This is a genomic window from Rhizobium sp. KNZ2-6A, from assembly GCF_056755475.1.
Genome location: NZ_JBNDIC010000038.1, coordinates 1 through 13,699, shown reverse-complemented (window position 1 = coordinate 13,699; position 13,699 = coordinate 1). Strand labels below are relative to the sequence as shown.

Genomic DNA, 13,699 nt, shown 5'->3' with positions numbered 1-13,699 from the left:
GCTTAGCTCGCAATATCCAGTACCGATTGAAGCATTTCATTGACAGCGTTCAATATCTTCGTTCCAGCCTTGTAGGACTGCTCGATATCCATCATCAGCGTCAGTTCCTCGTCGAGGTTGACGCCGGTCGCATTCGAATAGGCGCCCGAAGAGCGCGATAGTGCCGCGGAGGTATTTTCGGCCGCGGTCGTCGCCGTGCTGCGCTGCCCTTCAAGCCAGCCGATGGAACTCGATGCATAGTCCATGAGGCTGGCCTTGGTATCGGAGCCGGCCGTGGCATCGAAACTCATTTTCGTATTCATGGCAGTGATAAAGGCATCCAGCTGGGTGGAATAACCGCTGCCACCGCTGGTATTCTTCGTGTAACCCGTCTCTCCAGTCGCGGCATTGTTGTTAATACCACCATCACGCAGCAATGTCGGATCGCCGCCTTGAGACGTGATTAACTTCGGATTAACGGTTATCGAGCCGGCCAGGCCCGTGACCACGGTAGCACCGGTCGGAACGCTGCCGCCGCTCCAGGTGAACAGGCCGGGTAGGGTCGGCTTTGCGGGATTGCTATTCGTTTCCGCGAACGTCGTCACCAGGCCGCGCGCGATCTCATCGAGCTGCTTCTGATAGGTCGGCGCGACATCGTCCCGGACCTGCAGCGCCGCCTGGAGGCTGCCCTGCGCGGTGGTGCTCGCACTCTGTCCGGGGGTCAGCGCGACGCCGTCGATATAGACATTGTTGCCGACCGTGCTGGCCGTATAGGAATTCGTCGGCTGAAACGTCACCGTGCGCGGAATGGTTTCGAACAGGGTCGTTCCGCTCGTGGTGTAGAGCGCCATATCGTTGTTGCCGCGCGTCACCGTCGTCACGCCGACAATCTTCGAGATCTGGTTCAGGATCGAATCGCGCTGGTCGAGGGCATCGGCAAGGGCGCTGGACGTCGGTCCGGCGGTCGTCGTGGCCGATTTCACCGTATCGTTTGCTTCCTGGAACTGCTTCAACAGGCTGTTCAGCGAATCGACGTCGGAGCTGATCTGCTTGTCGGCATCGGTTCGTGCACTCTGCACCGCGGTCGTCGCATTGTTCAGCGACGTGACCAGGCTCTGGGCCGCGTTGACCGCCGACTGCGCCGCCGTGGTGCTGGACGGAGAACCGGAATAGGTCTGCATCGCCTTCTGGAACGCTGAAAGAAGGGTCGCCGGCGCGATCTCGTTGTCGTTACCGCCGAGCGTGGCCGACTGCAGATTGCTGTAGGCGTTCAGAAGCAGCTGCTGCGCCGAATCCGACGATGAAGAGCTGAGATAGACCTTCTGCAGCGCCGGCTCGCTGCTGCGATCGATCTTCACCACCTGGGCGCCGGCCATGTCGGTGGTCACCACCGCTTGGCGACGCGAGTAATTCGTGTTGCTTGCGTTGGCGATATTGTTCGACACGACGCTGCTCTGCGTGCCGGTATTGTTGAATATTGCCTGCGCGTTATTGAGAGCTGTTGTGAGCGACATGACTGACTCGATACCCTATTCGTGTTAGCGCCGCAGAATGGCCGATGGCGCGCCGGCAGTGTCGGAATAGCCTGTCGGAGCGAGGCCGGCGAAGTTCACCAGATCAGGGCCGGTGGCCGGAACATGCAAGACGCCTGCCCCTGCCACGCCGGCGGAACGAGACGACTTCGCACGGGCAACGCCGTCGAAAGCAGCGTCCAGGCGAGCTGCCTGTGCGTCCACTTCCGCTAATGCGGTCCTCATGCTGCCGAAATTCCTCATCTGGAATCCTCGTTATCCTTCATACGACTGAGAGTAGGTGGCGGGCCTTGCGTGAAGCTGTCTGAGAGGACGAAAAGCCGATCATCGCGAAAAGCATATCCGCAAGCGCCGCATTGCAGCCTCAACGCCGGTCGACACCGGTGAAGATCGTAAGGAACAACGTACCTATCGCGTGATGACAATCCGCCATTGTGCAAAAGGATAGGCCCGAGAATCGGGTGATTCTCGGGCCTATTCATGAATTTAGCATCCTGGATGCGATCGGAGACGTTAGCTCCAGTCGATGCAGTAGCCGAGGAAGCGCTTGGAATCGACCGGATCGAAGCCGAGCTTCTTGCGCAGTTTCTTGCGCAGCTTCGAAATATGGCTTTCAACCACGTTTTCTTCGACTTCTTCGTCGAAGATGCCGTAGATGGCGTTGAAGATCTGCGTCTTCGTTACCCGGCGACCGCGATTGGCGATCAGGTATTCGAGGATGCGGCGCTCGCGGCGTGGCAAGGCGAACACGGAACCATTGATTTCCGGATCACGGCCGTCCGCGAAGACGCGAATCGGGCCGATATCGGTATAGTTGTTGATCGCCTTCAGCCTACGGCGGATCGCGGCGGCCCTGGCCAGGATCTCCCGGGGATGCACCGGCTTGCGCACGACATCGTCGACGCCGCAATCGAAGAGTGCAAGTGTGGCTTCCAGCGAGGGCTGGTCGCTGACCGCGATCACGGGTGCCGTAGTCCGATCACGAATCGCCCTGGGGAGCTCGAGCACATGCTGGCCCTGCCCGATCAGAAAGGCCTCAACAGCAGCAATATCGCCCTCTGCCGCCGTCGTTACCCATTCGCCGAATTCGCGTGGATCAAACCCTGTGGAAGGGATGCCCTCGCGTCCAAACAGTGATGTATATCCGTCCTTAACGAGCTCTCGCTCATCAACCACTACGATCATTCGTCCGCCTCCGAATCAGTGTGGTGTTTCGATGAACTATGGGTACGAATCGGGCGAATCACGAACAACTGTCGGAAATGAGTGACGGAAATTAATAATTGATTAACTTTAGAGGTGCGATTTGCACTAGATATAGTATGTGCAGTGCGTTTTACACCGATAAAAAACTTGTTAGTTAGCGTTTTATTAACAAGCGCATTTCTGGCAAATCAACGGCAGTCAACCACCTCAATTGAGTTAGTGCTGGCTAACCAGAAACGCGACACAACCTACCGGTTGTCTAGTTTTGACAGAAGGTCGCCGCATTGGGCGTCCATTTGCCGTAGCCGGTGGCGACCAGATTGGCGATCACACGGCATACATAGACCTTTTGAGCAGGGTCGTTGTTCGGGCCGGCATGGTATCTTGCTACCGCCATCGTCCAGGTCTCATGCCTGTCATGCAGATTGCGGAGAAACTTCGCGGCATACTCCACGTTACTGCGTGGATCGAACATTGCGTCGACGGAGGTAAAGTTTTCGCCGTGAAAATACTGGTTGATTTGCATGCAGCCGACGTCGATAAGCTTTGCACCGCTCTGCCTTGCCGCGGCGAAGACCTGCAAGGCAGCGCTCTCCGACGGCGGGAAGATCGGCCGTCCCTCGACATTGAGGGCGTAGGGATAGAGCGATCCCTTGCGTCCCGTTTCCGTCAAACCGACCGAATAGAGTATCCCTTCCGGTATTCCGTACTTCGCGGCGGCAGACTGGATTTCGCGCTCGCAGAGGCCAGCCGCACCATTATCCGGCGACGCCGGATTTCCCGACGCATAGGCTTCAGAGGTAAACGGCGCCAGAACGAGAGCGCTGAACGCCGCCAGCAGCGCCGTCTTCAACACCGCGCTCACCCGAACTGCGATTGCCATTGTTTCCATCTGACTGCTGTCCCGAATAGTTCTGGCCCTTGGGACGCGCGTCGCCCCCTTGTCCCTGGTTCAACAGGGATTGTTGCTGGTTCGACCCGGAATTGCGGCCGCCGTCCGACTGCTGGTCTGCATTGGAGGCGAGGGTGACGGTGATATTGTCCACCTGGTAGCCTTGGGCGCGCAGCGCATCGACCATGTGACTCTGATCGGCATGGAGCTGCCTGTAGGCCTCGCCCGTCTGCACTTTCAGGTCGACGCTCAGCTGATCTCCGGAAAGCCGCATGGTGGCCGTGACATCGCCGAGATTATCGGGACGCAGCTGGATCTTGAGCGTGTTGACGACCTTGCCTGTGCTCGACAGGTTTGCGGCATTGGAAAGCGCCGAACCCGGCTGCATCACGGCCGACCATCCGCGATCGCCCGCCAGTGCCCCGGCGACGATTGACGAGTTGGAATTGGCAGCGAGCCCCAGATAGCGGCGGGAATCCAAGACTGTGATCGTCGGAGTATCGCCGCCCGCGGAAGCCGCCACCTTGACGTCCGCCGCCTCATCTCCGCTCTTGCTGATCGACAGGTCGAGCGCGCTGCCGCGACCGTCTGACCGCGTCAGGCGGAAGGTCTGCGCGGCGTCCGGCCCCTGGCCGTCGTCGGGCAGCGTCACCGCCGCATCCGATGCATCGTCCGCGACAGCCGCGCCGCCGAGCGACATCCCCTGGACCTTCGCATCGTCGGTCGTCTTGCCCGCCTGGGCCGTGCCGGCCTGTGCGGCAACGACCGGTTGCGGAACGTTCAACAGCGATAGGGCATCGGAAATCGTAGTCACGGCCTGGCTGGCTTGCGTTGGCGTAGACTTACCATCATCCGTCGATTCCGCGTCCTTCCCGCCTTTCGCGGCCGGCGTTTTGCCATCGCCCTTCACTGGCGCGGTTTGACCGTTAGTCGTCGTGAGATCGGCCAATTGCTGCGTAAGTTCGGCAAGCTGATCAAGCGTGGTCGATTGTGCCGCTACCTTGCTCGTATCGGCAGCAGGCATTGCCGGCTCCGTGACCGCCGCCGTCTGATCGCCTTCTGCGGGAACCGTGCCGCCCTCCGTCGCCGATACCGCCTTCTGCAGTTCGATCAGCGATTTCGACAGCGCGGCCGCGCCGGCGCCTTGGGACGGCTTTGCCCCCTTGGTCAAGCCTGCGAGGTTGACGAGATCGGCTCCGGACGTATCGATCATTCCAGCTCCGGCATCGGCGCCTTCATCGATGGCTAGGGTTGTCGACGCGGGATTGCTTGCTGTCTTTACGGCATCCGCATCGTCACCGGCTGTCGTATTCGCGTTCGACGTCGCATCCGTCCCGGTACCCGGACCGGAGGATTTGCGTCCGTTGCCGAGCGAGCTGGTCAGCGCATCGATAAAGCCCTTGCCGTCGTCCTGCTTCGCGGAGCGGGTGCCCTTGGCGGCAGGAATATCCGCCCCGGATGAGGCGCTGGATACACCGATGTCGTTCATGATCAATGACTTTCCTGCTTCAACAGGCCGTCGATGGCATCCAGCTTCGAGCGGCTCGTCGTGACGAATGCGTTGAACGAAGAGCCGGCCTCCTGCCGCCCTCCCTCCGGGGCGGGGGCCGCTTTCGCCGAGGCCCCCTGCTCAACACCCGCCGTGCCGGGAGATTGACCTCCCGATTGATTCGTCACAGCAGCATCGTGTTCAGTATTCTGTTGATTAGGCAGATTAGAAACATTGGCTTGCCCGAGGCTTGCTGGATCGGGCGCGCGCAATATCTCCTGGGCGACTGCCTTTGCGGCATCGCGCAGGGCACGATCGCGCGCGTTCAGCTCGCCCGCCGGCATCTGATTGAGACCATTGATCGCCGACTTCAATTCCGGCGTGGATATGCCCGCAACGCCGCCATAGAAGTTCGCCAGCGCGCCGAAGGCGTCGCCGCCGTCGGTGGCGGAGATCGCCTGGGCGCGGCTGGCCGCCAGCGCGGCGAGATCGGCCTTACCGGCGATCGCGGCCCGGCGCGCCATGCGCAGATAGATCTCCCTTTGCCTGGGAGGATCCATGAAGGACAGGATGTCGACTATATCCTGTTGCTTGACGTCGGAATCGTGATCTACCACAAGCTGCACGAAAAGATCGGCAAACTGGCTGGCATAGGGCGAATGCAGAAAGCGCCTCGTATAGCGCCGCGCATAGTCGAGCCCGGCCGGCACCGTCCCCGCATCGGCACACAAGGCAAGCGAGCGCCGCAGCGCCGATTCCTCGACGATCGTGCCGGGCGCCATCAAACGCGCCCAATCGTAAAGCTGCAGGGCCGCCTTGGCGTTCTTGCCGGACATGACATTGCCGGCAACGAGCGAGAGGTAGGGGCCGATCGGCTTGTCGCGATATTCCCTGGCGATGTCGGCAAGCGTGTTAACGACCAGCAGGCCCTTGCCGTTCAGATATTTTCTAAGCACGTCCGCGACGCGGCTGTCGAAATTGCCGTTGAGGTCGCGCGACATCAGATATTCGAGCGTTTCCGGGTTGCCGCCGCTCATGGCGTAGATCAGGGCGGCATCGACATTGCGGCTGTCCTCGAACACGGCTTTATCCGCATTGCGCAGGCGTTCGTCGATAGTGGCGAGCAGGAAGCGCTGCATCTCTCCGGCGGAACTGTCGCCCGCCGCGACGGAATCCTGGACGAATTCGAGCGAGCGCAGCATCTTATAGAGCGGCAGACTGTCCTGCCCCTCGGCGCTCGCAGCCCCCGGCATCAACATGCCGAGGGTGAGCATGAGCGCGAGGTGACGACGATGCTGTTTGCGCGTCATGGACTAGCCCTGCTTGCCTTGGCCTGACTTGCCCTTCCCCGAAGCGGGCTTGGCCGGGCTCTGCGCATCCGGGCTGGCCCCTTGCTTCACGGCCTGGTCCGAGGGATTGGCGATCAGGATCTCGATACGGCGATTGGCATCGTTGAAAGGATCTTCGGGCATCTTCAGCCGTCGATCCGCGAAGCCGGAGACCTGCGCGACCCGCTTCTCATCCAGCCCGCCGCCGGTCAGCATATAGTAGGCGCTCTGGGCGCGATCGAGCGACAGGCGCCAGTTGTCGTTGCGGCCGCCGACCATATAGGGGCGCCCGTCGGTGTGGCCCCGGATCAGAAGCGATCCCTTGCGCTCGGCCAGGATCTTGCCGATCTTCTCCATCGCCAGCACCATCTCCCGGCGCGGAACGGCCGAGCCGATGTTGAACATCGGATCATTGCTCTGATCGGAAATCGTGACAAGCACGCCGCCTTCGGCCGCGGTCACCTGCAGCCCCTCGGCGAGCTGGCCGGCAACACCCTTGATCTCGGCTTGGATCGCCTGCTGCAGATCCTTGGCTTCCTGCTGCTGCGCCTTCGTCGGCGTCACATCCTTGCCCTGAGGCAGGGCGGCATTGTCTTCCGACATCGGCGCGTCGCTTTGCCCGGAGGCCTTGGCGATTTGCTGGACTTGCGTCTGCTTTTCCTGCTGTTTTCCGGTCGCCTGCTGATCGCTCACCGTCGGCTGCTGTTCAGGCGTCTGCAGCTGATCGGCCGGCTGGCCGGTATCGGCGGCCGTTGCCTTCGACAGGGCGATAACTTCGCCCTTGTCCTTTTGATCCGACTTGGCGGACTGTTCCTCATTCGCCTTCTTCGAGGCGCTGGAAACCCGAACCTGCTTGGTCCAAAAATCAGGATCGAAGGGATCGCGATAGGCCTGCCCGCCGTCAGCGCCCGTGGCGGGACCAGACTGGGCGGCGCCGCCCTCGCCCTTGGCGCTGACATTGGCCTGCTGGCCGACTTCCTGTGCGATTTCCGCCAGGACCGAATAGGGGTTCTCGAAGAAATCTGCCTCGGAATAATTCGTCTGATCGCCCGACGTCGATGTCAGGTCCTCGCCGGTCTTGGCGGATTTGCCGTCGTTCGGCTTGTCCTGCGGCTTATCCGATTTCTGCTGGTTCTTTTCACCCTGAGCCTGGTCGACGGGCTTCTTGAGCCCCTTTTCGGTCGGCTTTTCGTCCGCCAGCTTGATGGGATTGAAGTAGGAGGCGACGGAGGCCTTCGTCTCCTCGTTGGCGGCGTTGACCAGCCACATCACCAGGAAGAAGGCCATCATGGCCGTCATGAAGTCTGCATAGGCGATCTTCCATGCGCCACCGTGACCGGCGTCATGATCGCCGCCGCCGTGGCGTTTGACGATGATGATCTCGTGCTTGCCGTGATTTTGATCGCCGTCGCTCATTTCAGGATCTCTTTCAGACTAGCGGCCCAAGCGGACATTCGGGTCACGAGAACGCTCTCGCCGATGGTGACGGTGAGATCGACGTCCTGCGTCTCGACGTGGCGCAACAGGGCGCCGTCGGTGCCGAGATGCGCGTGAAGACCCTCGAAGAGATGGTGCGGGCCGCTAACGGAGATCGATCCCGCGCTACCGTCGAGAATGGCGCTCCTGACCAGGTCGGCGAGATCGGCAACGGCCTTGGCTGTCAGCGTTTCGGTCATGATCGGCGCAAGGATGGCCGCCGTTTCCGCGCTGATCGCCTGCCCGAGCATCGTGGCGATGCGGGTCACGCCAGCCGCGATCTTCTCGGCCGCCTGCTCTTCGTAACGCGTCCGCAAGGCCTCCATTTCGGCCCGAGACGAATCCGCCATGGCATCGAGCTCGGCCTGATGCTTCCGCGACAGTTCTTGCGTCGCGGCCTCGTGCCCTTCCGCATAAGCGGCCCGACGCTCGGCTTCGATATCGACGGGCGGCTCGATCGGGCTTTCGGGAAATTCCATCATCTCCGCAAACCCTGCGTCCTCCACAGGTGGCGGCGGGGCCTGTTCCGCGCTGAAATCCTTGAGGTATCGGGATAGTGCGAGGCTCAAGCGCGCATCTCCCCACTCGCATCGGAAAGACGCAGCATGTCCGTGCCAGCGGAGGGCAGCTCCATTCCCATTCTCAAAACGTCGATCATCACGCTTCCGGTTTCCGTCCTCGGGCTGCGCTTTCCGGAAATGACTGACGTCACCGGCACATTGCGCAACCATGCCACTGCGAAGGACCGTAGGCAGTCAAACTTGTGCGAGGATGAATGCGGCGGCCTTGCCGGCCGAAGGCCGATCGAGCCGGGCCGCCGCGCCCATCATTTCGACTGAAGGAGAATCAGCACCTTGCTCGCCATGCTGTTGGCGATCGACAATGCCTGGATACCCATCTGCTGGGCTGTCTGCAGCGCATTCTGCCGCGCCGACGCCTCTTCCATATCCGTGTCGACGAGATCGCCGACGCTGCTCTTGATGGCGTCGCTGAGCTTGGAAATATAGTCCGACTGATCGTCGATGTTCGATTTCATCAGACCGAGCGTCGAATCCGCCGACGTCGCGGATTTCAGAAGCGAATTGGTGACATTGATCATGTCGGTCAGCTCGCCATCCGTCGTGCTGCTCGAGATCGCGATCTCCGTTCCGCCCGCCGGCGTCGTGCCGGTGTCGGCAGCCAGGAGATAGTAGTTGCGGGGCGTGGTGCTGCTCGAGGTGTCGAACGTGCTCGCATCGACATTCTTCGTCAGCAATCCCCGGCTCGCATCGGTCGTGTCGATCATCAGGGTTTGGGAACTGTCATAGCCGATCGTCGTGAGGCTAATCTGGCCGCCGGCGCCGCGCGTGAAATTGCTGATCACGGATTGCTGCGTGCTGGGATGCTGGTCGGTGTTATAGAGCCAGTTTTCGCCGGAAAAGGATGCCGATTGGGTAACGGATTGCAGCTGATTCTTGAGCTGCTGAATATCGGAATTGATCGCATCCTTATTTGTGCCCGTCTCCTTTGCCGAAACCAGCTTCGACTGAATCTGCGTCAAAAGGCTGACGACCGTATCCATGGCGGTGGACGCGGTGTCGACCTTGGAGGAGCCGAGGCCGAGCGCATCCGTAATGGTAGAGAGACTGCTCCGGTCCGAGCGCATGGTGGTCGCCATCGACCAATAGGTCGGATCGTCGCTCGCCGTCTCGATGCGATAACCGGACGAGACCTGCTGCTGCACGACACCGAGATCTTTGTTGATTCCGCGTAACACGGTCAACGCCGCGGACGCAGAATGATTCGTCGTCACATTGCTCATCTGAGAATCCGTAATTCCATTGGGACTGGCAAACCGGGCCGATCCGGCAGCAACGATTGGCCTCATGCCCACCAGCGGGGATATCCCAGCGCGGCCCGTCGCTAAAGCAAAGCCCGGCTCTCGTTCTGAAGACGATCGAAGGCCGAACCCTGCACAAAAACTGCAAATCAATCAGCGGCAACGTTAACAAAAGCTGATGTGCGGCGACAAGAGGGAAATGCCGCCGCGCCATCCTAACGCAAGCTCCAGTCAAGGCTCACTTGAAGAGGGAGAGAACGTTCTGCGCGCTGGTGTTGGCGATCTGCAGTGACTGGATGGCCAGTTGCTGCTGCGTCTGCAGGGCCGACAACCTGCTCGATTCTTCTTCCATATCGGCATCGACGAGCTTGCCGACGCCGGAATCGATCGTGTCGCGCAGCGTGGAAACGAAGCTCGTCTGCAGATCGATGCGCGTCGAAAGCGAACCGAGCTGCGAGGCCGTGCTCGTCAGGGCGTTGAGGGCGCCCTGCACGAGATTCATGGCCTTGCCGATGTCGCCGCTCGTCATGTTGGTGATATCGAGGCTGAAGACCGAATAGGATGCGCCGTTGATACTCTGCTGAGTGCCGAGAATGCCCGAGCTCGTATCGATCGTGCCGCCGCTCGCGCCGAACAGCACATTGCCCTGCGAGCCGGTATCGAAACTGTAGCTGGTGCTGTTGACGGAAACAGTGCCATTGTTGTTGCGAACGAAGGAGGAGACGACGGAAGCGGAAGCGCCATTGGCCGCATACATCCAGTTCTGGCCCGAGAAGGACGCAGACTGCGCGATGCTTTCCAACTGCTGCTGCAGCTGGGTGATTTCTTCCTGAACATCCGCCTTGGAGACGCTGTTTTCGGTTGCCGCGACGAGCTTGTCCTTGATCTGCTGAACGACCTTGATGGTATTGTCCATCGCCGTATAGGCGGTATCGACCTTGGCGGCGCCCAGGCCCAATGCGTCCGACACGGCGGAAAGCGCGCTGTTGTCGGAGCGCATGGTGGTCGCGATCGACCAATAGGCGGCGTTGTCGGCTGCCTTGGCGACGCGATAGCCCGAGGATACACGGCTCTGCGTGTCCTGCAGGTTCGTGTTGATGCCGCGCAGGGTTTGAAGGGCGGACATTGCCGCGTCGTTGGTGAGAATGCTGGTCATTGGATGGTGCCCCTTGTGGCTGAATTTGGAAGGGACATTCCGGTCTGCGGCCGGGAACGGCAATCAGCCTCATGCTTGTTAACCGCCTATTAAGAGGGGTTAACCAACCGTTGCGTTAGCCGCAACTGACAGCATTAGAGTTAATAAAAGGTTAACACAGCCGGCAAAAGTTAACGAATTCGTGCTGCTGATGGCCGGCTGGTTCGCAAGTCAGCCTCGCGCCACCTTGGGCGTCGTAGCATGGAAGCGATCCGTCCGATGTCGGGCGGGAAGGCCGGTCTCCTTTCACAAGGCATTCCCAAGGCAGCGTCGATACGACCGGCCATAGACGAGGTTAAAATGTTCAATTTGCAGGACGCCGGGCGAGCGTCGGATGATCGCCGCGCGCGAACAAGCCTCGACCCGGAAGACTGGCAGGCCCTGCGCACACAGGGTCATCAAATGCTTGACGACATGTTCGATCATCTCCAGGCACTCGGCACGAAGCCGGTTTGGCAACATGCCCCCTCTTCGGCGCGCGCCTTGTTCGATGCGCCGTTGCCGGTGGAAGCCGGCGATCTGGCTGAAGTCCATGCGATCTTCCGGGAAAACATCCTGCCCTACGGCAGCGGCAACATCCATCCCGGCTTCATGGGCTGGGTCCAGGGCGGCGGCACGGTCACCGGCATGCTGGCCGAGATGCTGGCCGGCGGGCTGAACGCCAATCTCGGCGGACGCGACCACATGCCAATCGAGGTCGAGCGCCAGATCATCCGCTGGACGCGCCAGATCTTTTCCTTTCCGGAAACGGCCGGCGGCATATTCCTGACTGGCGCATCGCAGGCCAATTTCGTTGCGGTGCAGATCGCCAGATGCCGCAAGCTCGGCCGCAATGTGCGCGCAGCCGGCCTGTCCGATGAATCCCGGCTGGTCGCCTACGCGTCGAGCGAGGTACACGGCTGCGTTCCGCGCGCCTTCGAAATGTCCGGAATCGGCAGCGATCAGCTGCGGCGCATTCCGGTCGATGCCCTCGGCCGGATCGATCTCGATGCGCTGCAGCAGGCGATCCTGCGCGACAGGCGGGAAGGCTTCACGCCCTTTCTTCTCATCGGCAGCGCAGGAACGGTCAACACCGGCGCCGTCGATAATCTCGCCGCCCTGCGCGGCATTGCCGACACCTATGATCTTCATTTTCACGTCGACGGGGCCCTCGGCGCCCTCGGCGTTCTCAGCGAGAAGCTCGCACCTTTGTTTGCGGGGATCGAAACCTGCGATTCGCTCGCCTTCGATTTTCACAAGTGGGGTCAGGTACCCTACGACGCCGGCTTCCTCTTGGTACGGGACAGCGAGTGGCAGCGGCAAGCTTTTGCTTCGGACGCGGCCTATCTCAGCCGGGCAGCGACCGGGCTTGCGGGCGGAGACTGGTGGCCCTGCGACTACGGCCCGGATCTTTCGCGCGGCTTCAGGGCGCTGAAGACCTGGTTCACGCTCAAAACCCATGGCGTCAAGGCGTTGGGAGAGGCAATGAACGCCAACTGCATGCTGGCACGCGAGCTTGCGCGGCGCATCGAGCAGGAGCCTGCGCTGAAACTGCTCGCGCCCGTCGCCCTCAACATCGTCTGCTTCGCCTATGTTGGAGCCGACGGAACTGTGCCGGCATCCGTCAATTCCCAGATCGTCGAGCGTCTCCACGCCGAAGGCCGCGTCGCTCCGTCCCTCACCCATCTGAACGGTCAGCCGGCAATTCGCGCGGCGATCGTAAACCACCGTACCCGACAGACGGATATCGACACGCTCGTTCGGAACGTTTTGATAATCGGCTCCCAACAGGATCTTCCGCAATGCTGATGACCAAAGCCCCAATCGCCGATCCGGCCCCACTGAACATGCCGGTCAGCGCTCGAATTCTCGGCATGCGGAGAATAGTCTCTCTCATCTATGCCGGCCATGACGTAAACCCGCTCTGGAACGAACTCATGCAACGTGTGACGGCGGACCCTACCGCCGCCGCCGCACTTTTGGACATGGCTGTGATCCTGCAGACCCTCGGCCGCAGCGATGACGCTCGCCAGATTTTAAAGAGCGCCGTGCAAATGCGCCGCGACTATTGCGTGGTCCATGGCAACGGGACAGGTCCGCGGCTGCTCGCCTTCGTGACCGAGGGCGATTTTATGGCCAACACGCCGCTCGATTTTCTGCTGGCCGGCAGCAACTGCGTGCTGTGGCTGCACTACGTCGACCTTCAGACATCCGTCCTCACCGATCTGCCGGAGCATGACGTGGCCTTCATGGCCATCGGAGAATCGACCGAGAACGGCCCTCTTCTCGCCCATATGCAGACGCTGCTTGCCAAATTCGACGGTCCGGTGATGAACCGCAATCCGGGACTGATCGCAAGGCTGACGCGCGACGGCGTCAGCGGCATGCTAGCGAATGAGCCCTCCATCCTTTCACCCTTTACCTACCGCGTATCGCACGCCGATCTTGCGGCCGTCGCAACGCGCGCGAAGCGACTGGACGATTGCGCTCCGGGCCTCGCCTACCCGCTCGTCGTGCGCCCGATCAGCACGCATGCCGGTAACGGCATGGAACGCATCACCGACTCCGCCGAGCTTGCCGCCTTTTTGGAGACCCAGCCCGCTGCGGAACTCTACGTCGCGCCCTTTATCGATTTTCGCGGTTCCGACGGCCTCTACAACAAGCAGCGCGTCGTGTTCATCGACGGCAAGGCGTTCGCGAGCCACATGGCGCTCTCAGACCATTGGATCGTGCATTATCTGAGCGCCGGCATGGAGCAGAGCGCGGCAAAACGCGCCGTCGAACAGACATGGATGGAAAATTTC

General features: G+C 61.0%; 13 protein-coding genes. 3 read left to right on the top strand and 10 right to left on the bottom strand.

Annotation, left to right across the window (positions count from 1 at the left end; translation table 11 throughout):
* Positions 1–2 precede the first annotated feature (2 nt).
* The 8 genes from flgK to ACPYOP_RS23165 all read right to left on the bottom strand — a co-directional run bounded on the left by flgK (position 3) and on the right by ACPYOP_RS23165 (position 8,471).
* Entirely contained in the window at positions 3–1,493 is a 1,491-nt protein-coding gene (flgK, locus tag ACPYOP_RS23200) for a flagellar hook-associated protein FlgK (protein ID WP_481412631.1), read from the bottom strand.
* A 24-nt stretch (positions 1,494–1,517) separates the two neighbouring features.
* Positions 1,518–1,736, bottom strand: a complete 219-nt coding sequence (locus ACPYOP_RS23195; protein WP_481412630.1) for a hypothetical protein — start codon at positions 1,734–1,736, stop codon at positions 1,518–1,520.
* 288 nt (positions 1,737–2,024) lie between these two features.
* Entirely contained in the window at positions 2,025–2,696 is a 672-nt protein-coding gene (rem, locus tag ACPYOP_RS23190; RefSeq protein WP_149633066.1) for a transcriptional activator Rem, read from the bottom strand.
* Between the two features lie 280 nt (positions 2,697–2,976).
* A complete protein-coding gene (locus ACPYOP_RS23185) occupies positions 2,977–3,570 on the bottom strand; it encodes a transglycosylase SLT domain-containing protein (RefSeq protein WP_481412676.1) in 594 nt (197 codons plus the stop codon).
* The gene (fliK, locus tag ACPYOP_RS23180; protein WP_481412629.1) at positions 3,512–5,098 is read right to left on the bottom strand and encodes a flagellar hook-length control protein FliK; all 1,587 of its coding nucleotides are present in this window, start codon (positions 5,096–5,098) and stop codon (positions 3,512–3,514) included. Before fliK ends, ACPYOP_RS23185 begins: the two co-directional genes overlap by 59 nt.
* A gap of 2 nt (positions 5,099–5,100) precedes the next feature.
* Positions 5,101–6,408 carry a chemotaxis protein MotC gene (motC, locus tag ACPYOP_RS23175; RefSeq protein WP_481412628.1) on the bottom strand — a complete coding sequence of 436 codons (1,308 nt, stop codon included), beginning with the start codon at positions 6,406–6,408 and terminating at the stop codon, positions 5,101–5,103.
* 3 nt (positions 6,409–6,411) lie between these two features.
* Positions 6,412–7,842 carry a MotB family protein gene (locus ACPYOP_RS23170; RefSeq protein ID WP_481412627.1) on the bottom strand — a complete coding sequence of 477 codons (1,431 nt, stop codon included), beginning with the start codon at positions 7,840–7,842 and terminating at the stop codon, positions 6,412–6,414.
* Entirely contained in the window at positions 7,839–8,471 is a 633-nt protein-coding gene (locus ACPYOP_RS23165) for a hypothetical protein (protein WP_481412626.1), read from the bottom strand. Before ACPYOP_RS23165 ends, ACPYOP_RS23170 begins: the two co-directional genes overlap by 4 nt.
* Before the next feature lie 36 nt (positions 8,472–8,507).
* On the opposite strand from ACPYOP_RS23165, the gene ACPYOP_RS23160 reads away from it, so the two are divergent.
* Positions 8,508–8,741 carry a hypothetical protein gene (locus ACPYOP_RS23160; RefSeq protein ID WP_481412625.1) on the top strand — a complete coding sequence of 78 codons (234 nt, stop codon included), beginning with the start codon at positions 8,508–8,510 and terminating at the stop codon, positions 8,739–8,741.
* Here ACPYOP_RS23160 and ACPYOP_RS23155 read toward each other — a convergent pair.
* Both ACPYOP_RS23155 and ACPYOP_RS23150 read right to left on the bottom strand, forming a co-directional pair.
* On the bottom strand, positions 8,729–9,703 hold the full coding sequence (locus ACPYOP_RS23155) for a flagellin N-terminal helical domain-containing protein (RefSeq protein ID WP_481412624.1): 975 nt from the start codon (positions 9,701–9,703) through the stop codon (positions 8,729–8,731). The two genes, ACPYOP_RS23160 and ACPYOP_RS23155, sit on opposite strands and share 13 nt — an antisense overlap.
* A gap of 256 nt (positions 9,704–9,959) precedes the next feature.
* On the bottom strand, positions 9,960–10,877 hold the full coding sequence (locus tag ACPYOP_RS23150; protein WP_481412623.1) for a flagellin N-terminal helical domain-containing protein: 918 nt from the start codon (positions 10,875–10,877) through the stop codon (positions 9,960–9,962).
* 339 nt (positions 10,878–11,216) lie between these two features.
* Here ACPYOP_RS23150 and ACPYOP_RS23145 point away from each other — a divergent pair, with 339 nt between their 5' ends.
* Complete coding sequence (locus tag ACPYOP_RS23145) at positions 11,217–12,704, top strand: pyridoxal phosphate-dependent decarboxylase family protein (RefSeq protein ID WP_481412622.1); 1,488 nt, start codon at positions 11,217–11,219, stop codon at positions 12,702–12,704.
* A partial coding sequence (locus ACPYOP_RS23140; protein WP_481412621.1) for an ATP-grasp domain-containing protein occupies positions 12,698–13,699 on the top strand: 1,002 nt, incomplete at its 3' end. The genes ACPYOP_RS23145 and ACPYOP_RS23140, both read left to right, overlap by 7 nt.